The following is a 20,465-nucleotide window of genomic DNA, read 5'->3' on the forward strand; positions in this document are numbered from 1 at the left end:
ATCTGCCAACACTCTAAACCATTACAAAGCATAATGGTTATCAGTGTGCTTATAAATTAAAACCATACATGAAAAAGCTTTTCGCCTACATCATATTATTTACAGCTACCGTTACTACCGTTTTTGCCCAAAAAGATACCGAGGCAAAAACCATATTAAATAAACTCAGCAAACAGTATCGCACTTATGATGCTGTTAAAACTGATTTTACTTTGTTAGTAGACAATCAGCAAGCTAATATTAAAGAAACACAAACTGGCACGCTCATTTCGCGCTCCAAAACCAATAAATACAAGGTCACCATTTATGAGCCGGGTACAAAAAAGATCAACCAGGAGATCATCAGCGATGGCAAAAGCCAGTGGACTTATCTAAAGGATGCTAACGAGGTACAGTTAAGCAACGCCGATAATAGCGAAGAAGGCTTTAATCCGGGTAAGCTTTTCACCATTTATGAGAACGGGTATAAATACATATACACCGGTTTGCAAAAAGCCGGTGGCAAAACCTACCAAGTGGTAGACCTTACGCCTACCAGCGAAAAATCGAGCTATTTTAAAGTAAGGCTTATGATAGATAAAGCTAAAAACCAGCTTTACAGCGCACAGATATTTGATAAGAATGGTAGCAAGTACACTTACACACTGCGAAGCTTTACACCTAACGTGAAAGTGAGTGAAAGCACTTTTACATTTGACAAAAAAGCCTATCCAAAAGCGGAGTTGGTTGACCTGCGATAAGCTATCAAACGCAATAGTCGACTCACCTGGTCATTGCTCACTCAACCGCCCTCTCTGCTGCAAGCAGCAAAGAGAGTAGGAAAAATAGCTACTTCTTTACCCTCTTTTCGCGCATTGAGGAGGCGGTAGACAATCCGCCGCGGCGGAGATTTCGGGGTGAGTCAACTGCACAAGCGATTTAATATAGATTCATCAATTGATGAGCAAATGCATTTAGGGGTAGCTCCCAAGGAGCAAAGTCACACCTTATGTTTGTAATCTACAAAGCGGTTGTTCCTACGGGACATTGTCGCTTATCACAATTCCTTGCGATCTTATCCTACTTTGCAGAACATGGAAAACTTATTTTCTCATAATTCAGCATTCTATTTTCGGTACTACTTTTCTTAGCTTGATAATCTGTCTCGTAGGGGCTACCGCTTTAGAGAAAACCTTGCTGAAGCTTTTTTGCTCCGTAGGAGCTACCCTGCCCGAAATAGCAAGTTGAAAAGACACCTTTGCACATTTTTTTCTAAAATATTTTCATACCACTCTTTACATCGGTATAAAAAATAGGTTTAGCTCATTTAAAGTTACTTTTTAAGGTTTCGGTTCAAAAACCCCAAAACTACCGTTTCTGAGGGCATTTCACTATATTTGGAATAAACCAAAATACCTGCAATGCATCAGATGAAAGTAACTCCGCAAACAGTTCATGATACTTTGAGCAAACATATATTAGCCGATGGTTTTGACCTTACGTTTGATATGGAACGTAGCGAGGGCGTGCAGATCTACGACGCAAAAAATAATCGTACGCTGTTAGATTTTTTTACCTGTTTCGCTTCGGTTCCATTGGGTTACAATCACCCTAAAATGATAAACGACGAGGGTTTTAAAAAAAACCTAATGTTGGCGGCGTTAACAAACCCATCCAACTCAGATATCTACACCGAACAATACGCACAGTTTGTTGATACTTTTGATCGTGTCGGTATCCCTGATTACCTGCCGCATGCCTTTTTTATCGCAGGTGGTTCGCTTGCTATTGAGAATGCCTTAAAAACAGCTATGGACTGGAAAGTGCAAAAGAACTTTGCCAAGGGCTACACCGAAGAAAAAGGCCATCAAGTTTTGCACTTTGAGCACGCCTTCCACGGTCGTTCAGGTTATACGCTGAGCTTAACCAATACGCAGCCGGTGAAAACCAAATGGTTCGCCAAATTTAACTGGCCCCGGGTATCGGTACCAGAGATCCGTTTTCCGTTAACAGATGGTAATCTACAGGATCTGATAGATAGAGAGAAGCGATCTATTGCACAAATAAAACAAGCCTTCGCTGATAATAAGGATGACATCTGTGCCATCATCATTGAGCCGGTACAATCTGAAGGTGGTGATAAACATGTACGCCGCGAGTTTTTAGAGCAATTGCGTGTTTTAGCTGATGAAAACGAAGCGCTGCTAATTTATGATGAGGTGCAAACCGGCGTTGGTTTAAGCGGTAAGTTTTGGCTCCACCAGCACTTTGGCGAAAAGGCACGCCCTGATATTATTGCATTTGGTAAAAAGATGCAGGTATGCGGTATTTTAGCCGGCAGGCGTGTTGACGAGGTAGAACATAACGTATTTAATACTTCATCGCGCATTAACTCTACCTGGGGCGGCAACCTGGTAGATATGGTTAGGGCTGCTAAGATCATGGAAATTATCGAAGAGGATAAACTTTGCGATAAAGCTGCCGATACAGGCGCTTACCTGCAACAGCGTTTACATGAGATAGGGGCCAAACATGGCTTGATAAGCAACGTGCGTGGCAAGGGCTTACTAACCGCCTTTGATTTTGCCGACAGCGATACCCGCAACCGCTTTATGGATCATGGTTTAGCGCACCAGGTCATGTTCTTAGGTTGTGGTGATAAAACCATACGTTTTAGGCCGGCATTGATCATTGAGAAAGCAGATATTGACGCCGGATTAGATGTGATGGAAAAGATATTGCCTGCATTATAAACATTTTGTAATAATATTGCTACAAGCGCCTTTAAGTACTCTAAAGGCGCTTTTTTTGTATTGTTTGGATAATATAATCAGCGCGTATCGTTATAATAATATATCTAATAACTGCTGTTATTTTCCATCTTTTTACATCGTAATATATTGAAGCGAGATTTACAATGAACAGGTATATTGAAAAATTAAAAAAACAACTAACGGAACTTGCCGAAGTTGTCAACTCTTTCCATTCTGAAGCGGTACAGGTAAAAGTGGTAGAAAGGCTTTTGGACGAAATGATAGAGGCGGAGAAAGGTGAAGCGGAAGGGTCTGAAGTTTTCAATAAACGCGCCAGGCGTGCCGCAGCCGATCATGACGAAAATGATGGCACCAACAGCCGGAAAAAACCGGGTGCAACAAAGGTTCTTAACCAATTGCTCAGCAGTGATTATTTCCGGACACCGCATTCTATATCAGCCATTGCAGAATACTGCCGCGAAAAGTTTAATTCTGACTTCAAAACGTCGGAATTGTCCGGAATTCTTTTAAAGCTTTCAAAGGAAAACAAACTGCGCCGGGAGCGCAACCACGACAGTAACCGTTTTGAATACGTTATTGCCTAAAAAATGCCGCTGAAATGAGCGGCATTTTTGATTTTTAATAGTACACCCTCGAGAACCCCTCCCTGCCACCACTCTATCCTTCACACCCCTCCCCGAGGAGGGAATTGAAAACAAGCTAAAAGCTAAGGCAAGTGCGATTCCTTCCCTCGGGAAGGTGTAGGAAGGGGTTTATTAAAACAGCTTTTACGCTTTCAAAACATCTAATCTCGATATCACAAAGTAAACGTACTGCCCTATAACGCTTGCATCGTTTATCCAATCTCCGTTAGAAAATGTTAAGACACCGCAATCTGTAGTGACAGGATTGATACCGACCAATCGACCGTAGCAATAATACCTTAGATTATCTCTTTCGGAACGAATGACAACCTTCTTCTGAGCGTTGTTCTCATGCCAAAAAGTGGTTTCTGAAATATCTTCCTCCAAAAAGCTTAAGGATACGAGGGTGGTCTCGCCTGCAGAAAATTCACAAGGATAAGAAAATGCCCAAAAGGCTTCTCCCCTTATCTCAAACAAAACCTCAGCTTCTAAAGCTTCCTTGTCAAGCCAATTGATTTGTTTTATCGTAGCTAAATAATTTTCCATATTCAAAAAACTTCAATGGAAAAGCACATCTGATACATGGGCGCCAGAAAAAAGAAAAAACTAATCTCCGATCTCCAATCTATGCTCTCTATAACAAGTCAAACAGATCATCCACCCCTAATATCTTCCTCGAGGTAAAGCCTTCGCCGTATTTGGCATTAATGCTTTTGCCGAACTCGCGGCCACGGCCGTTTATCTGGTCGATGAACTCGGGCGAAGATATGTAGGTCTGCGGTTCATCCTCGCTGTACTCCTCACTGTGGAATTGTGAGCTGTAGGCATAAACGCTTTCTATCTTTTTGTCCCAAAACTCCGATACATCAACTATGATATCCGGCTTAATATACCTGTCTTGTATAAAATGGAGCACCTGGTTTGGTCGCCACGCTTCCTGGGGCTGGCCCTTATCATCAAACGTTTCAATACGGCGCAGGCCGGCCAAAAAAGCAGAAGCTTCTACCAGTTCATTGGCGCGGCCGTGATCAGGATGGCGGTCATGGTAAGCGTTGGTGATCAGGATATCCGGCTGATACTTGCGTATCATCGCGATCACTTTAAGCTGGTATTCTTTAGTATTCTCAAAAAAGCCATCGGGCAAAGCCAGGTTTTCTCTAACGGCGAGGCCCAATATTTCGGCAGCTTTTGCAGCTTCTTTATCACGTATCTCAGCAGATCCACGTGTGCCTAATTCGCCACGGGTAAGGTCGGCTATCCCAACTTTGTAACCTAATTTAACGTGCTTTAAGATCGTTCCGGCGCATCCCAACTCGGCATCATCAGGGTGTACGGGTAAAACTAAAATGTCTAATTTCATTTGGCAGAAGAACTTGTATTATCAGCATCGGCAGCCAGCAGGCGCTTGATGCTCTTTTTTATTTTAGATGCTGTGGGTTTGGTAAAGGGAAAGAAGAAATCGACCACGTGGCCTTCCCTATCTACAAGATATTTATGAAAATTCCAGCGGGGTTTTGCCTTTACCTTTCCGTTCGATTTTTTGTCTGCAAGGAACTGGTAAAGCGGATGCGCATGCGGGCCGCGCACCCTTATCTTTTCAAACAAAGGGAAATTGTTACCGTAATTATGGCAAAATGCTTCAATGGCAGCGCCCTCGAGTGGTTCCTGCTGGCCAAAATCATTTGACGGGAATGCCAGTATCTCAAAATCCTGATCGGCAAATTCTTTTTTCAGGTCAACTATATCCTGCAGTTGCGGCGTAAACCCACACTGAGAAGCGGTATTAACGATCAGAAGTACCTTGTTTTTATAGTGCGAAAGATTGACAACGTCACCGTCAATTTTCTCAACGGTAAACTGGTAGATGCTTTTACTATCCATTTAATTGTAGTTAGAAACGTATCCCACACTGTTCAGGATAGCTTCAATATCGCGCTCCTCAGAGGCGTTATAAGTCTCTTTAAGATTATGCCCAAATATGCGGGCAACTGATTGAAACAGGAATGCGTTAAAACCACCCTTTAACTCTTTAGCTAACGCAAAGCTGGTGGTACCCGTTTCGCGGCTTACCAATTTTATAAGCACTTCGCCCTGGCTTATGGTAAGGTTTTTTATGTCTTTGTTAAAAAGGTTCTTTACATCACTTTCACAGGCTTTCATCAACTCCTTCTGCTTTTTCTTATCAGCAGTAAGGGCCAGGTCGCGCTGCAGCTGAATGTAGCGTTGTGCAGCAAAACGTGCATAAGGCAACACCTTCATTACATTATACTTTAACCTGCGGTAAGCCAACCTGTCAGCCTCGCTGGCAAAAATACGGGTATCAACAATATTTACCGGCTGCGCCACAATCCAGGGCACCAGTTCGCCGTCAAGTTTGGTCATGTATACCTTAACGGTATCATTCTTGCCCAGGTGTATTGGGGCAGCAGGTTTATCATCCTGCGCCTTTGCACTGCCAAAGGCCAAACAAATGAGCAATAGCGGTAATATTAATTTCATATTTTTACTAACATACAAAATTAACGCATTTTATTTTGTTATTTTATGTTAACCGGCAATAAAAATAATTGTTGCAGGGTTATGATATTTTAAGCCAGTACACGCCAGAGAATGAAAGATTTAGTGATAGACCTTGAAGCCGAAAAGAAGGAGATATTAAAACGCTACCGTGCATTGCTGCGCGCCAGCAAATCTACCCTTCAAAAAGGCGACAAAAGACTGATAAGAAAGGCGTTTGAAATGGCTTTGGAAAGCCATAAAGACATGCGCCGCAAAAGTGGCGAGCCTTACATATACCATCCTATTGCGGTTGCACAAATAGCCGCTGAAGAAATAGGCCTGGGTACCACTTCTATTGTGTGTGCTTTGTTGCATGATGTTGTTGAAGACACCGATGTTACTTTAGAAGATATAGAGCTGGAGTTTGGTAAAAAAGTAGCCAAGATAATTGACGGCCTTACCAAAATATCCGGCGTCTTTGATACCAATAGCTCTTTACAGGCCGAGAACTTCCGCAAGATGCTGCTTACCCTTGCCGATGATGTGAGGGTGATACTGATAAAACTTGCCGATCGCCTGCATAACATGCGTACCATGGAGTTTATGCCAAGGGATAAACAATTAAAGCTATCCTCAGAAACGGTCTACCTGTATGCGCCGCTGGCCCACCGCCTGGGTTTGTACGCTATAAAATCTGAGTTGGAAGACCTATCCATGAAATACATGGAGCGCGAGACCTACCAGTTCATCAAAAATAAACTGAACGAGAAAAAGGCGGAACGCGAGCGTTTCATTTCAGACTTTATTAAACCGGTTCAGAAAGTGCTGGAAAGCCAGGACCTGCACGGAGAGGTTTTCGGCAGGCCAAAGTCCATCCATTCTATCTGGAATAAGATGAAGAAAAAGGCCATTCCGTTCGAGGAGGTGTATGACCTTTTTGCCATCCGTATTATTCTGGATAGCGCCCCCGAGAATGAAAAGGCAGAGTGCTGGAAGGCTTATTCTATCGTAACCGATCTTTATCGCCCTAACCCGGACAGGTTGCGCGACTGGATATCATCGCCGAAGGCAAATGGCTACGAATCGCTGCATACCACCGTGATGGGGCCTCGCGGTCAATGGGTTGAGGTGCAGATACGTACCAAGCGCATGAATGAGATTGCTGAAAAAGGTTTTGCTGCGCACTGGAAATACAAAGAATCATCAACAGATAGCGGGCTGGACCTTTGGGTGCAAAAAGTGCGTGATATGCTTAAAAATCCGGACTCTAATGCGCTCGACTTCCTGGACGACTTTAAGATGAACTTGTTCAGCGATGAAATATTCATCTTTACTCCTAAGGGTGCGTTGATCCAGTTGCCTTTAAATGCCACCGCGCTCGATTTTGCATTTGAGATACATACAGATGTTGGCGCAAGCTGTATTGGCGCCAAGGTTAACCATAAACTGGTACCACTAAGCCACAAGCTGCAGAACGGCGACCAGGTAGAGATCATCACCTCCGGCAAGCAAACGCCTAAGGAAGACTGGCTTAACTTCGTGGTTACTGCAAAGGCGAAAGCCAAGATAAAATCGGCCCTTAAGGAGGAAAAACGCAAAATAGCCGAAGACGGCAAGGAGATACTGGAGCGTAAGATGAAGTCGATAAAGCTTACTTACAATTCAGAGAACCTGCAAAAGCTAAGCTACTACTTTAAGCTGCAATCAACCCAGGACCTGTTTTACAATGTTGCCAAAGGGCTTATCGATATCAAAGATCTTCGTGAGTACCAGGCATCTGAAAAGGTTATAGAGAACAAGCCGCAGGATAAGATAGAGATCGATCAGCTGCAAAGCTTGGTTAAGAGCATTAAAACCAAAGACAGCGATATTTTGCTGATTGGTGAAGACATGCAGAAGATAGATTACAAGTTGGCTGCCTGTTGTAACCCTATCCCCGGCGATGATGTGTTTGGTTTTATTACCGTTGGCGATGGCATTAAGATACACCGCACCAATTGCCCTAACGCTGCTAAACTAATGGCTAACTACGGCTATCGTATTGTAAAAGCCCGCTGGACCAATCAACAAGAACTGGCCTTTTTAACAGGGCTGCGCATTACCGGTATTGATGATGTTGGCTTGATCAACAAATTGACCACAGTTATCTCACAAGATTTTAAGGTGAATATCCGCTCCATTACTGTTGATAGCGATAACGGCATCTTCGAGGGATCGATAATGGTTTATGTGAACGATACCGACCACCTGGAAAATCTGATCAGAAAGCTGAACCAGGTTAAAGGCATTACCCAGGTTGTGAGGTTTGATTCGGCAGTGGAAAAAGCATCGTAGAAACAGATAAAAGAAACCGAGAGGCAAGAAACAAGATAAGTTCGGTATTAAACATCACCTATTCGTCTTGATTCTTGTTATCCTGATTCTTGATTCTAATTCTTTAACCACCTGATTATTGCCTCTCTTTTTAAAAATAATAATACCTTTGCATTGTTAATTTAACATTATGCCTGTACAGGAAACCATCGCTTTGGTGAAAAAGATTTTTGAGGCTTACCTTGAAAACAAGAGCCTCAGGAAAACCCCTGAGCGTTTTGCCATACTCGAAGAGATCTATTCACGAAACGATCATTTTGATGTGGAATCGCTATACATCCACATGAAAAATAAGAAGTACCGCGTTAGCCGTGCTACTGTTTACAATACATTAGAACTTCTGGTATCGTGCGACCTGGTTACCAAACATCAGTTTGGTAAAAACATGGCCCAGTTTGAAAAATCATACGGCTACAAGCAGCATGACCATATTATTTGTATCGATTGTGGCAAGGTGGTTGAGTTTTGCGACCCTCGTATCCAGCAGATACAAAGCATGATGGGCGACATTCTGAAGTTTGATATCAAACACCACTCTTTAAATCTTTACGGCAATTGCACCAAGCTTCGCGATGGCGGAACTTGTGACCGCAGGGCATCGTAACTAAATTCAAAAAATCTTATAAAGCTTATTTTCTAATAACTAATTAATGGCTGTTGACGTATTATTGGGCCTCCAGTGGGGCGACGAAGGTAAAGGCAAAATTGTTGATGTACTAAGTAAAGGTTATGACCTTATTGCCCGTTTCCAGGGTGGGCCAAATGCAGGCCACACACTTGAGTTTGAAGGTAAAAAATTTGTATTGAACACCATTCCTTCGGGCATATTTTTCGATAACACCCTTAACCTTATTGGCAACGGCGTGGTGATAGACCCCATCACCCTTAAAAAAGAATTAGATAAGTTAAAAGATGCCGGTCATGATCTTTTGGCCAAAGGCAACCTGGTAATAGGTAAAAAGGCGCATTTGATTTTACCGACTCACCAGTTACTTGATGCTGCTTCTGAAAAGAAAATGGGCGATGGCAAAATAGGCTCTACCCTTAAAGGTATTGGCCCAACGTATATGGATAAAACCGGCCGTAATGGTTTACGTATCGGCGATATTACGCTGCCAAACTTTAAAGAGAAATACCAGAAACTGGTTGATAAACATACTTCAATGCTGCAATCGCTTTACGGCGAGGTGGCCGACTTTAGCGAGCGCGAAGCGGCTTTCTTTGAGGCTATTGAACTGATCAAAAAATTTGAACTGGTTGACTCTGAACAATTGGTTAACAACTACCTAAAAGAAGGTAAAAAAGTATTGGCAGAAGGCGCTCAAGGTACTATGCTGGATATCGACTTTGGCTCGTACCCTTTTGTTACCTCATCCAATACAACTACCGCTGGTGCTTGTACCGGTCTGGGTATCGCCCCAAATAAAATCGGCGATGTTATCGGCATTTTTAAAGCGTATTGTACCCGCGTTGGTGGAGGCCCATTCCCTACCGAACTGAATGACGAAACCGGCGAAGAGCTGCGTAAGATAGGTCATGAATTTGGCGCCACTACAGGCAGGCCACGCCGTACCGGCTGGATAGATCTTCCCGCACTTAAATATGCAATTATGCTAAACGGCGTTACTCAGCTGGTAATGACCAAGGCTGACGTATTAAGCGGTTTTGATAAGATATATGCTTGTACGCACTACAATTACCAGGGCGAAACCATCGATTACATGCCTTACGATATCTGCTCTGTTGAGGCCGAGCCTGTTTTAAAGGAGATTGATGGCTGGAACGAAGATCTTACAGGTATAACCGAGCTAAACGAGATCCCTGCCAAATTGCAATCCTACATCGACTACCTGGAAGCCGAACTTGAAGTTCCGGTTAAGTACCTTTCGGTAGGACCAGACAGGAAACAGACCCTGGTGTTGCACTAAGTTCTGCTACAATATTGGAAGCCTCGCATTTGCGGGGCTTTTTGTTTGAAGGCTATGTATCAAACTTGTCATTGCGAGCGATAGCGTGTTAATATCAACGGACAAGCAACTTTAAACTACCAATCACTGGTCGAAGTTTCCAACTTCGACCTAACATATATTAATCTTTTAGCTTAACGGGCAAGGAGAATCCTTGCTACTTTATCATCGAAGTTGAAAACTTCGACCAGTGCGCGTGTTTTGATTCTTGACTCTTAAATTCTTGACTCTCTTTTACGCCGGATGTGCCGAGAAGAAGATATGCGTAACCAATCTATCCAAAAGAACCAGGGCGGCGATAATAAGTGCCCCACCGGCCACCTCATTTAATCGGTGCACCAATTTGGGTGATATCTTTTCGCGAAGCTTGTTGGCATAAAACGCCTTCACGGTATCCAGGCCAAACTGCACAATAAGAACTGTTAAGAACATCACAGCGATCTTTAATGAACGATTATGAACCCCCTCGTGATAAGCGGTACTGGCAACCCCGATAACAACCGTCCAATGGAAAAGGATAGTTGGGTTGAAAATGCACATCAAAAAACCCTTGAAGAAGTAACCGGCCTTGTTCACTTTGGTGGGTACGGGATTCTTGTAGTCAACGTCCGATTTTTTAAAGATGTAGTAAATACCTATCGAAAACAGGATGATGCTACCGATGATACCGGCTAAGGTTTTATCGTGTGCCGTAACATCAAAGTATTGCGAACCGAAGAGAATGGCGCCAACAAAAACCATATCGCTGCATACCACACCGAGGGCAAGCGCTACACCGGCATGGAAACCCTTGTCGATGCTGGTTTTTATTAAAGCGAAAAAGACAGGGCCTGTAAGAAACGTGAGCACTAATCCAAAACCGATCCCCGAAATAATAGCGTCTATCATTATTTAGGTTTATGTTCCTAATTTGCCCTGAACTTTTAAAAAAATCAGGACACTAATATGCAAATATTAATCTGTTTAACAACAAAAGAGCTTTTGGGATTTAGATTTTGAAAATTTTAGGTTACAGACCCCGAAAAAATATTTATGTTTAGGACTTTATTTCAACCAGTTTTAAACAAACCTGATTATAGACAATGGCACAAGACAACTCCAAGAGTAATGGTTCGGCATTATATACCATTATTACTGTGTTCTTCTTCTGGGGCTTTTTAGCGGCCTCAAACGGTATTTTCATTCCATTTTGTAAAGCGCATTTTAATCTAAGCCAATTTGAATCTCAATTGATCGACTTCACCTTTTATGGTGGTTATTTTATTGGTTCTTTACTATTGTATTTTGCATCTGCAGCAACAAAAGTTGATATTCTGAACAAGATAGGCTACAAAAACGGTATCATTTATGGTCTGTTAATTTCAGCCGTAGGTGCATTGATCATGATCCCTGCCATTAACTCAGGTTCGTTTGCCTTTATATTACTTACTTTCTTCATCATTGCCTTAGGTTTCTCGTTGCAGCAAACTGCCGCAAACCCGTTTGTGGTAGCATTAGGTAGCCCTGAGACCGGTACACACCGCTTAAACTTTGCCGGTGGTGTAAACAACTTCGGTAGCATATGGGGGCCGGTAATTGTAGGTTTTGTTTTATTCGGATCGGCCTCTGCAAAGATACCGGCTTCAGAAGTTAAGATATCATCTGTGAATACCCTGTACATGATACTTGCCGGGTTATTTATTGCGGTAGCGGCATTCTTTTGGATCTCTAAATTACCAAGCGTAACCAGTGATGAGAAAATTGAGCCAAGCAATAAAGCTAACAAACCATTGGGAATAATCTTTGTAGCGTTCTTGTTAATATTAGCTGCTACACCATTGGCGCAAGCAACCGGTTTAGAAAAATCATGGTTTGTTTATGCAGCGCTGTTCATCATTCTTGCAACGCTGGTAGGTTCAGCATCAGCTGCCGGTAAAAGCAAAGAAGGCGGTTGGGGCGCAATGCAATATCCGCAATTGGTTTACGGCATGCTTGCCATTTTCACCTATGTAGGTGTTGAGGTAACTATACAAAGTAACATGGGTTCGTTATTAGAATCGCCAGTATTTGGCAGCTTTAAAACAGACCAGGTAGCACCCTTCATCTCTTTATATTGGGGCAGTTTAATGATCGGCCGTTGGACAGGGGCTATCGCAGCATTCAACCTTTCTAAAACAACTAAGTTCATCCTGACTGTAGTAGTTCCTTTTGTTGCTTTTGGCGTAGTGCTAATTGTAAACAGGATAAGCGGTACTGATGTAAGCATTCTTTATCCTTACGCTATCTGTGTTGCTATCTTGGTTATTGGCTTCCTTATCGGTAACCAAAAGCCGGTACGTACGCTTGCCTTATTTGGCATATTAGGCGCTATTTTTATGGTGATAGGTTTAGTGTCTTCGGGCATGGTAGCCATATTCGCGTTCACTGCGGGTGGCTTATGCTGTTCAATCATGTGGCCGTCTATCTTCTCTTTGTCGGTAACCGGCTTAGGCAAGTACACCAGCCAGGGTTCAGCATTTTTGATCATGATGATCCTTGGCGGGTCTATCATCCCACCGGTACAAGGTATTTTGGCCGATGGTATCGGTATCCATAAATCATACATTATCCCGGTTATCGGTTTTGCTTATTTAGCATTCTTTGCCTTTAAAGCAGGTGCTATTCTTAAAAAGCAAGGTATTGATGTAGATAACCTTGAAGCAGGCGGCGGACACTAAGTTTTAGTGATCAGAGATTAGTTGCTCAGAGGTTAGGTTTCCTTGCTTCATTAACTAATCTCTGATCTCCATTCTTTGATCAACTTATGAATAAACCCAGTTTCGAACATATTTTTATGAATCTGGCAACCGACCTGGCCCAACGCTCACATTGCGTTAAGGCGCAGGTCGGTGCCGTTTTAGCGAAGGATACCCGGATCATTTCTATCGGGTATAACGGCCCCCCAGCAGGCACCCACAATTGCGACGAGGAATGGCCCGATAAAGGTTGCGCCCGCGACTCTAAAGGCAGTTGCTCTCTTGCACTGCATGCCGAAGAAAATGCTATCCTTTATGCTGTTAAAAATGGCGCTAATTTAGAAGGAGCTACGCTATACACCACCCTATCGCCATGTTTACCATGCGCAAGGCTGATATTCTCTGCAGGCATTAAAAACGTTTTCTACGATAAATCATACGCCCAGTATAAAGGCCTCGCCAGCGATGAAGGCGTTGATTTTCTTAACAAATTTGGTGTAAAGGCAGTGCAGTTTAAAGGGGAGTAGTTTTCACCTTATACAATGTCATTGCGAGGAGCGCCAGCGACGCGGCAACCTCATAGGCAGATCCACGCGTGCTTATTCTCTGAGATTGCCGCGCTATCGCTCGCAATGACACATTTGGACTCAGTGACCCAATGACAGCGCAGCAAATGACTCAATGACGAATCAACGATGAAGGCCTTCTACCCTATCCAGTGCAAATTTTAACTGTTGCTCGGGCGTAAGATCGGTGTTATCTAAAATGATAGCATCATGAGCACGTACTAAGGGACTTTCGGCACGTGTAGTGTCCTGATAATCGCGGTGAGCGATGTTTTCATAGATCTCCGCCAAGGTCACATCTGGATTTTTAGGATGGATCTCGTCATAACGGCGTTTGGCGCGGACTGCAGGATCAGCGGTCATGAATATTTTAAGATCAGCATTAGGAAATACCGCTGTACCAATATCACGCCCGTCCATTACAATGCTCTTTGATTTACCCATGCGCTGCTGTTGTTTCACCATTTCGCGGCGTACGGCCTTCAAAGCAGACACCTCGCTTACCTTTTCAGATACCGGCATCTGGCGGATCTCTTCAGATACTTCCTCATCATTAAGCGTGATATGTGTTTCATAATCGCGTGAGTGAAAATTAAGATGAATGTTCTTCAACGCTTCCTCAATCTGCTCTGAATTTTTAGTATCGATGTTGTTTCGCAAAAAATAAAGCGCCACCGCCCTGTACATAGCGCCGCTATCCACATAGATGTAGTGAAGTTTCTTAGCCAGGGCTTTAGCCAAAGTACTTTTCCCGCATGACGAGTAGCCATCAATGGCCACAACTATATTTTTGCTCATCAATTGCGAAGATAAGATTTTCAGTTTGCAGTTTATAGCTTACGATGGGCAGTTTGCAATTGGCGTTTGCAAAAGTTCCTTTTCCACAAAACAACTAATCACTAATCAACCAATCGCTATATTTATCCCCATGAACCTCAACAAAGCAGACCTGCAGCGCGAAGTGCTATACAAAACATCGCGCAGCGGCGGTAAAGGCGGCCAAAACGTAAATAAGGTATCAACTAAGATTGAGCTGCTTTTTAATATCGCAGAATCTGCTTTGTTTACCGACGAGCAAAAGGCTGTTCTGGCAGAAAAACTGCAAGCCCGATTTAATAAAGATGGCTTGGTACAGGTGATCTGTGATGAAGAGCGCAGCCAGTTCCTGAACAAAGAGATAGCATTAGAGCGGTTAGCCGCAATACTTGGCCAGGCTTTACATAAACCTAAGGTTAGGAAACCTACAAAAATGAGCAGGGCCGCTAAAGCGGCCCGTGTGGATAGTAAAAAAAGATTATCAGCCAAGAAGGCAGATCGGCGAGGCGGGTTCGGTGATTAATTAAACCTGTACATCAGCCCGATAGAGCCCCATTGATGCGTTGAATGAACCATCTGTTTGGTATCACGGGTTTGCACCACAACGCCAAGGTCAAGCACTATGCGGTTGCTGGCATAACTAACGCCAAACTGGTTGCTAAAGATAAACGGCTTTTTATCAAGCGTAATTTCCTGCGTGCCTGTAACCGGATGGTCTCTCAGCAAACTGCCTTGGATGGTTGCATCGTAAGCAACCAGGTTGGCCATGGGCTTATAATAGAAAAACAGTTCGTGTTTATGCAATAAACGACTGTCGCCGTAATAGCTGGCCGTGCTTTGGGTGCTTACTGATTGAAAAAGCTGGTTAAAATTCCCTAACCTTAGCAACGGACCAACACCTGCCCCGGTAAAACCATTACCCAGGTTTACATATCCCGATGCGGTGATATCTACCCATGATGCTCTCGCAAGTAATTTATTTGCTTCCGCATTTAAATTAAGCTCTACATCATTCTGGATCTGGTACTGCCAGGTGTTTAGCTCATAAAAACCAAATGTGTTATGAATGAATTTCTGAATGGCATACCCGCCCGAAGCCGGACCAACAACACCTACCCTACCGGTAAGCTTAAAGGTGGTTTCGTTCTTGTACAGGATATTGGCTGATGCACCAAGGTACAGATAACCGGCAACAGGCCTGTCGATATAATCTGCCGAAGGTAAACGGCCTGACTGTGCGTTGAAAATCTTTTGACCAAGTTCCAAACCGAATACCTTGTTGGCAATATTTTTATTTTGGATACGCGCTGTATCAACTGCTTTGCGATAAAAAAGGAAGAATCCATTGGTGTAATACCGGTCAGATCCCTGTGCCAGGAACGAGTCGTTATCTGACTGAAAACCTATCTCTTTAGTGCGGGTTTGTGCATGCAATGCTGCCGTAGCAAACAAACCGGCAACAGCAAGAAGCATAAATTTCTTCATTTAAATCAACTGGGATAATAACCGCTAATGTAAGTATATCACTTTGTTTTATTATTCAGCTTCGCTTTATTTCTAAGTGCGTAGCCAATACTCAAATACGGCCAAAACACTGCTCTTTCAGAAAAATTTGAAATTATGTTTGTACCTAAACGAAAGCTAACCCCACCTTTTAGGGGCTGATAACGGTAACCTGCTGATCCTGTTAAATATACTCCGTAAGGGTTTGGCTCAATATAATAATCTGCCGGATTGATATTGGGATTTTTTATGACATCGTTTGCGAATCGTTTACTGTCAAATCCGTTATCATACCTGTTTTTATGGTAAAAAAATAAGCCACCTGCACCTATTTCCAAGTAGTGAGAACGTTTACCTATCAGGTAGTTGATAAGCAGTGGTATTGCAAATGTTTCGCCCTCTCCTTGGCTTTTAAAATATACTACGCCGGCACGTGCGCCTACACCGTTTTGTTTACCGGCAAACCGAATATCATAGTTAAGAGAATAATAGACACCTGCACCCAAAAGTTCCAAGTACAAAGTTTTACCACGTTGGTTAAAAAGGCTTTTGTAAACGGAATCAGCCTTGGCTTTTGATGATGTATCGGTTTTTATACTTTGCGCGTATACAGTTTGTGAAATTAATACAACTATGAATGCTGTAATTATTTTGAATAAGGTTTGGTTCATGATACAATTAGAGGAGTACTAAAATACAAAAATCCTGTAATTGTAAGTGTTGAAAATATAAAAGCCACCTTCCGGTGGCTTTTATTTACTGTATTGTAGTAGCCTGCGGCATTGAAGCTTTATCCTTCACCGTTAGGTCTATGGCATTCTTAACCTTTTCATTCAACAGCGCAAGTTTGATCACATCACCCATGTCTGTTACGTAATGGAACTGCAGATCGCGGATGTAATCTTCTTTTATCTCCAGGATGTCTTTCTGGTTTGATCTGCAAAGGATGATATCTTTAATATTAGCACGCTTTGCTGCCAATATCTTCTCTTTAATACCACCTACTGGCAATACACGGCCACGCAGGGTTATCTCACCCGTCATGGCAAGGTGCGGTTTTACTTTGCGTTGGGTAAAGGCCGAAACCAGTGCCGTTAGCATAGTGATACCTGCCGATGGGCCATCTTTAGGCGTTGCACCTGCAGGCACGTGCACGTGTACATCCCACTGCTCAAATAACTTGTATTCGATACCGAATTCTGCAGCGTGGGCACGGAGGTAACCCAGTGCTATGGTGACAGATTCTTTCATCACATCACCCAAACTACCGGTTAAGGTTAGCTTACCATTGCCGGGACTTAAGCTTGCTTCAATAAACAGAATATCGCCGCCTACAGATGTCCATGCCAGGCCCGTTACCACACCGGCAACTTCGTTATTCTCGTAAAGATCCTTATCAAATATTGGCGCACCTAATATCTTTTCAACATCTTTTTTGCTCACCTGCGTATTGTAACCTTCTTCCATGGCTATGCTTTTGGCAACGCCACGTACTACCGAACCTATCTTTTTCTCTAAAGAACGCACGCCCGATTCGCGGGTATAATCCTCTATGATCTTCTCCAGCACATCATTTTTGATGTTCACATCTTTGGCGGTAAGGCCATGTGCTTCGCGTTGCTTAGGTACAAGGTGTCGTTTGGCTATCTCGGTTTTTTCTTCAATGGTATAACCATTAACCTCTATGATCTCCATACGATCTAACAATGCAGGTTGTATGCTGCTAAGCGAATTTGCCGTAGCAATGAACATGATGTTAGACAGATCAAAGTCCATCTCTACATAGTTATCATAAAAAGTGCTGTTCTGCTCCGGATCTAACACCTCCAATAATGCAGAAGAAGGGTCGCCACGGAAATCGTTGCTTACTTTATCTATCTCATCTAAGATAAAAACCGGGTTGGCTGCACCAGCTTTTTTTAGAGATTGTATCACACGGCCGGGCATAGCACCAATATAGGTTTTGCGGTGACCACGTATCTCGGCTTCATCACGTACGCCACCCAGGGCCATGCGCACATATTTACGGCCTAATGCCTTTGCAATTGATTTTCCCAGTGAAGTTTTACCAACACCCGGAGGGCCAACCAAACAAAGGATAGGCGCTTTCATATTATGCTTAAGCTTTAATACGGCTAGGTATTCGATAATACGGCGCTTTACCTTATCCAAACCAAAATGGTCTTTGTCTAATATCTTTTGAGCGCGCTTAAGATCAAAATTGTCTTTGGTGAACTCATTCCATGGCAGATCGAGCAGTAATTCCAGGTAATTGATCTGTACCGAATAATCGGCTGCTGCCGGGTTGGTACGACCAAGTTTCTCCAGTTCTTTGGTGAAGTGCGTTTTTACTTCTATGCTCCACTTCTTTTTAGCCGCACGCTTGCGCAGGTTATCCACCTCCAGATCGGGTGTTGATCCGCCCAGCTCCTCCTGTATCGTTTTCAGCTGCTGATTAAGAAAATAGTCGCGCTGCTGTTTATCAAGGTCTACCCGTACTTTGGTCTGTATCTGGTTCTTCAGCTCAAGCATTTGCAGATCAAGCGTTAAGTGCTCCAGTACCATGTTCATACGGTCGCGCAGGTTCTGCGTTTCAAGCAATGTCTGCTTTGCAGTAACCTCGGCGTTCATGTTAGAGGCAATAAAGTTGATCAGGAACGAGGTGCTCTCGATGTTCCTGATAGCAATACCAGCTTCGCTTGGGATGTTTGGCGATAGCTGTATAATGCTCATAGCCATATCCTTGATAGATGCAGCAAGGGCCTTAAACTCTTTATCTTCTTTTGGTTTTACCTCTTTTATGGGCTCTATCGAAGCTTTTATGTAGGGCTCGCTCTGTATCTCTTCGCCCAGCCTAAAGCGCTTTTTACCCTGTAATATAACGGTAGTGTTACCATCAGGCATTTGCAGCATCTTGATGATCAACGCTACGGTACCCACTTTGTGCAATTGCTCAAAATTTGGGTCCTCAATATTTACATCCTGCTGTGCAACAACCCCAATTAAGCGATTACCCTTGTTAGCATCGCGTATCAATTTGATGGATTTATCCCGGCCTACGGTTATGGGGATGACTACACCCGGGAAAAGCACCGTATTACGCAAAGGGAGTATAGAAACAATATCAGGTACCTGCTCATTATTCATTTCCTCTTCATCCTCTGATGACATCAGCGGAAAAAATTCGGAATCTTCATTAATGGAGGGCATTGTATTTTTAAAATCAAACGGGTCGTAACTCATTAATCACCTTTCGTGTGTATAAGTATAAATTAACGTCATTATGGCAGTTTAAGGCCATTGCGCAAGATACAAACGTTAATTATACTGTGAACTTAACTTGCAAATATAAGGTTTCAAGAGCTGTGCCAGTATGCTTTTTTTAATAACAGTTATGAGCCATGCATACTACATCGCTTACTTACAGCTACTTACATAAACATACGATAATGATCAGCCCTACAGTTTTATTGCTGGGAATGAAAAAAAGTCAGTGATTTAGCATTAGGTGCTTATCATCGGGCTGTTTTGAGGCGCGGTTTCTTTTGGATCTGCTTTGTGTTTTGCCAGGTCTTCGAAATACTTCTTGCGAACCACATGGGTCATTTTATGGTCGCCGGTGTGGCTCCACCCTGGTGGCATAATGATATACATCATCTTGTTTTTGATGCCTGGAGCGCGGTAAACATCTTTTGCTAACGCGATGATCTCTCCAAAATACGCATCCAAAAAACTGTTTTTTATCATCGGCCTGCTTATGCCATATTCAATCGGGATCGTGATATCCTCTTCGTGATAAGTGCCAAAAGCTCTGTCCCAGATGTTGAGCAGGTTACAAAAATTAGTATCCATGTAAACCACGTTGCGGGCATGGTGTACCCGGTGATGCGAAGGTGTAAGGATGATTTTATTGAGGAAACCTAAACGGCCATCTTTAACAATATTCTCGCCCACGTGTATCAGCGTTCCCCAGAAACCATCTATAAACATGATAACGAATAACACCGCAGGGTTTACGCCCAATAAGATCGCAATAGAGGTACGGATAAAATCGGCATAAGGCGCTTCCAGGAAAAAGTGGGCATAACTTACGGCCAGGTTCATATCCTCTGGCGCATGGTGAGTGGAATGCAGGCACCAGAACAAACGGATCTTATGTGCAAGAAAGTGATACCAGAAATGGGCAAACTCCCAAATAATGTAGCTGTAAATAAACCAGTACCAGGTAAACGTAGTTTTAAAAAGAGCTAGCGGCAAAAGCCATTTAATACAGAGGCCAACCAACCCAAATGATATCACGCGGCCTACAAAGGCATTAAGCACATAGGTCCAGAAAGATACCTTGTAATTGATAACCTTAAAACGCTTGTAAAAAGCAGCGCGAATGATTTCGAATAAAAGCAGGAATGGGATAACTGGACCAAGTAGTGACAGCATCCCATCATAGGTTAAAAATTTGCTGTAATTACCGGAGCTTACAATGTCCAGCAATCCGCTCAGGTTCCAAAAACCCTTAAAGTTGTCTACTATTGCTTTTAAAAAATCCATAATCGGCCAATTGGTTGCAGCAGGCTTGCTTATATATTAACGTAATTAACTAAGAAATAACATTTAAAACAACACTTGTCGGGATTATTTTAAAAATACTATA

At 43.0% G+C, this 20,465-nt stretch carries 19 protein-coding genes; 9 read left to right on the forward strand and 10 right to left on the reverse strand.

The annotated features are described in order from the left end of the window. Positions 1–68 precede the first annotated feature (68 nt). The 3 genes from FPZ42_RS18645 (at position 69) to FPZ42_RS18655 (ending at position 3,337) form a co-directional block, all read left to right on the forward strand. Entirely contained in the window at positions 69–740 is a 672-nt protein-coding gene (locus tag FPZ42_RS18645; RefSeq protein ID WP_146273384.1) for a LolA family protein, read from the forward strand. Positions 741–1,400: 660 nt separating this feature from the next. Beyond that, a complete protein-coding gene (gene lat / locus FPZ42_RS18650) occupies positions 1,401–2,732 on the forward strand; it encodes an L-lysine 6-transaminase (protein ID WP_146273385.1) in 1,332 nt (443 codons plus the stop codon). Positions 2,733–2,896: 164 nt separating this feature from the next. Beyond that, positions 2,897–3,337 carry a hypothetical protein gene (locus FPZ42_RS18655; RefSeq protein ID WP_146273386.1) on the forward strand — a complete coding sequence of 147 codons (441 nt, stop codon included), beginning with the start codon at positions 2,897–2,899 and terminating at the stop codon, positions 3,335–3,337. Between the two features lie 183 nt (positions 3,338–3,520). Here the strand turns inward: FPZ42_RS18655 and FPZ42_RS18660 are convergent, their stop codons facing one another. The 4 genes from FPZ42_RS18660 to FPZ42_RS18675 all read right to left on the reverse strand — a co-directional run bounded on the left by FPZ42_RS18660 (position 3,521) and on the right by FPZ42_RS18675 (position 5,875). Then, complete coding sequence (locus FPZ42_RS18660; protein WP_146273387.1) at positions 3,521–3,922, reverse strand: hypothetical protein; 402 nt, start codon at positions 3,920–3,922, stop codon at positions 3,521–3,523. An 88-nt stretch (positions 3,923–4,010) separates the two neighbouring features. Then, complete coding sequence (bshB1, locus tag FPZ42_RS18665) at positions 4,011–4,736, reverse strand: bacillithiol biosynthesis deacetylase BshB1 (RefSeq protein ID WP_146273388.1); 726 nt, start codon at positions 4,734–4,736, stop codon at positions 4,011–4,013. After that, entirely contained in the window at positions 4,733–5,257 is a 525-nt protein-coding gene (locus FPZ42_RS18670) for a glutathione peroxidase (protein ID WP_146273389.1), read from the reverse strand. Before FPZ42_RS18670 ends, bshB1 begins: the two co-directional genes overlap by 4 nt. After that, positions 5,258–5,875 (reverse strand): DUF4294 domain-containing protein, encoded by a 618-nt coding sequence (locus tag FPZ42_RS18675; protein WP_146273390.1) that lies wholly within the window; start codon positions 5,873–5,875, stop codon positions 5,258–5,260. Positions 5,876–5,986: 111 nt separating this feature from the next. Here FPZ42_RS18675 and FPZ42_RS18680 point away from each other — a divergent pair, with 111 nt between their 5' ends. From FPZ42_RS18680 to FPZ42_RS18690, 3 genes are all read left to right on the forward strand, one after another. Beyond that, complete coding sequence (locus FPZ42_RS18680) at positions 5,987–8,209, forward strand: RelA/SpoT family protein (RefSeq protein ID WP_146273391.1); 2,223 nt, start codon at positions 5,987–5,989, stop codon at positions 8,207–8,209. A 169-nt stretch (positions 8,210–8,378) separates the two neighbouring features. Beyond that, positions 8,379–8,852: a Fur family transcriptional regulator gene (locus FPZ42_RS18685; RefSeq protein ID WP_146273392.1), complete on the forward strand. Its 474-nt coding sequence runs from the start codon at positions 8,379–8,381 to the stop codon at positions 8,850–8,852. A gap of 46 nt (positions 8,853–8,898) precedes the next feature. Continuing rightward, the gene (locus FPZ42_RS18690; protein WP_146273393.1) at positions 8,899–10,176 is read left to right on the forward strand and encodes an adenylosuccinate synthase; all 1,278 of its coding nucleotides are present in this window, start codon (positions 8,899–8,901) and stop codon (positions 10,174–10,176) included. Positions 10,177–10,449: 273 nt separating this feature from the next. Here FPZ42_RS18690 and FPZ42_RS18695 read toward each other — a convergent pair whose 3' ends face one another. After that, positions 10,450–11,103: a LysE family translocator gene (locus FPZ42_RS18695; RefSeq protein ID WP_146273394.1), complete on the reverse strand. Its 654-nt coding sequence runs from the start codon at positions 11,101–11,103 to the stop codon at positions 10,450–10,452. Positions 11,104–11,297: 194 nt separating this feature from the next. On the opposite strand from FPZ42_RS18695, the gene FPZ42_RS18700 reads away from it, so the two are divergent. Together FPZ42_RS18700 and FPZ42_RS18705 are read left to right on the forward strand one after the other, a co-directional pair. Continuing rightward, positions 11,298–12,911: a sugar MFS transporter gene (locus FPZ42_RS18700; protein ID WP_146273395.1), complete on the forward strand. Its 1,614-nt coding sequence runs from the start codon at positions 11,298–11,300 to the stop codon at positions 12,909–12,911. Between the two features lie 86 nt (positions 12,912–12,997). Next, positions 12,998–13,456: a deoxycytidylate deaminase gene (locus FPZ42_RS18705; RefSeq protein WP_146273396.1), complete on the forward strand. Its 459-nt coding sequence runs from the start codon at positions 12,998–13,000 to the stop codon at positions 13,454–13,456. A 162-nt stretch (positions 13,457–13,618) separates the two neighbouring features. Here FPZ42_RS18705 and cmk read toward each other — a convergent pair whose 3' ends face one another. Further along, complete coding sequence (gene cmk / locus FPZ42_RS18710; RefSeq protein ID WP_146273397.1) at positions 13,619–14,293, reverse strand: (d)CMP kinase; 675 nt, start codon at positions 14,291–14,293, stop codon at positions 13,619–13,621. On the opposite strand from cmk, the gene arfB reads away from it, so the two are divergent. After that, positions 14,268–14,834 carry an alternative ribosome rescue aminoacyl-tRNA hydrolase ArfB gene (gene arfB / locus FPZ42_RS18715; RefSeq protein WP_261382347.1) on the forward strand — a complete coding sequence of 189 codons (567 nt, stop codon included), beginning with the start codon at positions 14,268–14,270 and terminating at the stop codon, positions 14,832–14,834. The two genes, cmk and arfB, sit on opposite strands and share 26 nt — an antisense overlap. Here the strand turns inward: arfB and FPZ42_RS18720 are convergent. The 4 genes from FPZ42_RS18720 to FPZ42_RS18735 form a co-directional block, all read right to left on the reverse strand. After that, entirely contained in the window at positions 14,831–15,796 is a 966-nt protein-coding gene (locus FPZ42_RS18720) for a lipid A deacylase LpxR family protein (RefSeq protein WP_146273398.1), read from the reverse strand. The two genes, arfB and FPZ42_RS18720, sit on opposite strands and share 4 nt — an antisense overlap. A gap of 38 nt (positions 15,797–15,834) precedes the next feature. Further along, the gene (locus FPZ42_RS18725) at positions 15,835–16,485 is read right to left on the reverse strand and encodes a hypothetical protein (protein WP_146273399.1); all 651 of its coding nucleotides are present in this window, start codon (positions 16,483–16,485) and stop codon (positions 15,835–15,837) included. Positions 16,486–16,570: 85 nt separating this feature from the next. Beyond that, positions 16,571–19,024: an endopeptidase La gene (lon, locus tag FPZ42_RS18730; RefSeq protein WP_261382348.1), complete on the reverse strand. Its 2,454-nt coding sequence runs from the start codon at positions 19,022–19,024 to the stop codon at positions 16,571–16,573. 294 nt (positions 19,025–19,318) lie between these two features. Further along, complete coding sequence (locus FPZ42_RS18735; protein WP_146273401.1) at positions 19,319–20,362, reverse strand: sterol desaturase family protein; 1,044 nt, start codon at positions 20,360–20,362, stop codon at positions 19,319–19,321. Positions 20,363–20,465: the final 103 nt, after the last annotated feature.

Origin of the sequence: Mucilaginibacter achroorhodeus (assembly GCF_007846095.1) — a bacterium.
GTDB classification, from domain to species: domain Bacteria; phylum Bacteroidota; class Bacteroidia; order Sphingobacteriales; family Sphingobacteriaceae; genus Mucilaginibacter; species Mucilaginibacter achroorhodeus.

Bases quoted from the DNA above. Each gene is read 5' to 3' on its own strand.
- FPZ42_RS18660 (WP_146273387.1), bottom strand. From the start codon at position 3,922: ATGGAAAATTATTTAGCTACGATAAAACAAATCAATTGGCTTGACAAG.
- FPZ42_RS18705 (WP_146273396.1), top strand. From the start codon at position 12,998: ATGAATAAACCCAGTTTCGAACATATTTTTATGAATCTGGCAACCGAC.
- FPZ42_RS18725 (WP_146273399.1), bottom strand. From the start codon at position 16,485: ATGAACCAAACCTTATTCAAAATAATTACAGCATTCATAGTTGTATTA.
- FPZ42_RS18700 (WP_146273395.1), top strand. From the start codon at position 11,298: ATGGCACAAGACAACTCCAAGAGTAATGGTTCGGCATTATATACCATT.
- FPZ42_RS18670 (WP_146273389.1), bottom strand. From the start codon at position 5,257: ATGGATAGTAAAAGCATCTACCAGTTTACCGTTGAGAAAATTGACGGT.
- bshB1 (WP_146273388.1), bottom strand. From the start codon at position 4,736: ATGAAATTAGACATTTTAGTTTTACCCGTACACCCTGATGATGCCGAG.
- FPZ42_RS18735 (WP_146273401.1), bottom strand. From the start codon at position 20,362: ATGGATTTTTTAAAAGCAATAGTAGACAACTTTAAGGGTTTTTGGAAC.
- arfB (WP_261382347.1), top strand. From the start codon at position 14,268: ATGGCCACAACTATATTTTTGCTCATCAATTGCGAAGATAAGATTTTC.
- FPZ42_RS18675 (WP_146273390.1), bottom strand. From the start codon at position 5,875: ATGAAATTAATATTACCGCTATTGCTCATTTGTTTGGCCTTTGGCAGT.
- FPZ42_RS18680 (WP_146273391.1), top strand. From the start codon at position 5,987: ATGAAAGATTTAGTGATAGACCTTGAAGCCGAAAAGAAGGAGATATTA.
- FPZ42_RS18695 (WP_146273394.1), bottom strand. From the start codon at position 11,103: ATGATAGACGCTATTATTTCGGGGATCGGTTTTGGATTAGTGCTCACG.
- lat (WP_146273385.1), top strand. From the start codon at position 1,401: ATGCATCAGATGAAAGTAACTCCGCAAACAGTTCATGATACTTTGAGC.
- lon (WP_261382348.1), bottom strand. From the start codon at position 19,024: ATGCCCTCCATTAATGAAGATTCCGAATTTTTTCCGCTGATGTCATCA.
- FPZ42_RS18645 (WP_146273384.1), top strand. From the start codon at position 69: ATGAAAAAGCTTTTCGCCTACATCATATTATTTACAGCTACCGTTACT.
- FPZ42_RS18720 (WP_146273398.1), bottom strand. From the start codon at position 15,796: ATGAAGAAATTTATGCTTCTTGCTGTTGCCGGTTTGTTTGCTACGGCA.
- cmk (WP_146273397.1), bottom strand. From the start codon at position 14,293: ATGAGCAAAAATATAGTTGTGGCCATTGATGGCTACTCGTCATGCGGG.
- FPZ42_RS18690 (WP_146273393.1), top strand. From the start codon at position 8,899: ATGGCTGTTGACGTATTATTGGGCCTCCAGTGGGGCGACGAAGGTAAA.
- FPZ42_RS18655 (WP_146273386.1), top strand. From the start codon at position 2,897: ATGAACAGGTATATTGAAAAATTAAAAAAACAACTAACGGAACTTGCC.
- FPZ42_RS18685 (WP_146273392.1), top strand. From the start codon at position 8,379: ATGCCTGTACAGGAAACCATCGCTTTGGTGAAAAAGATTTTTGAGGCT.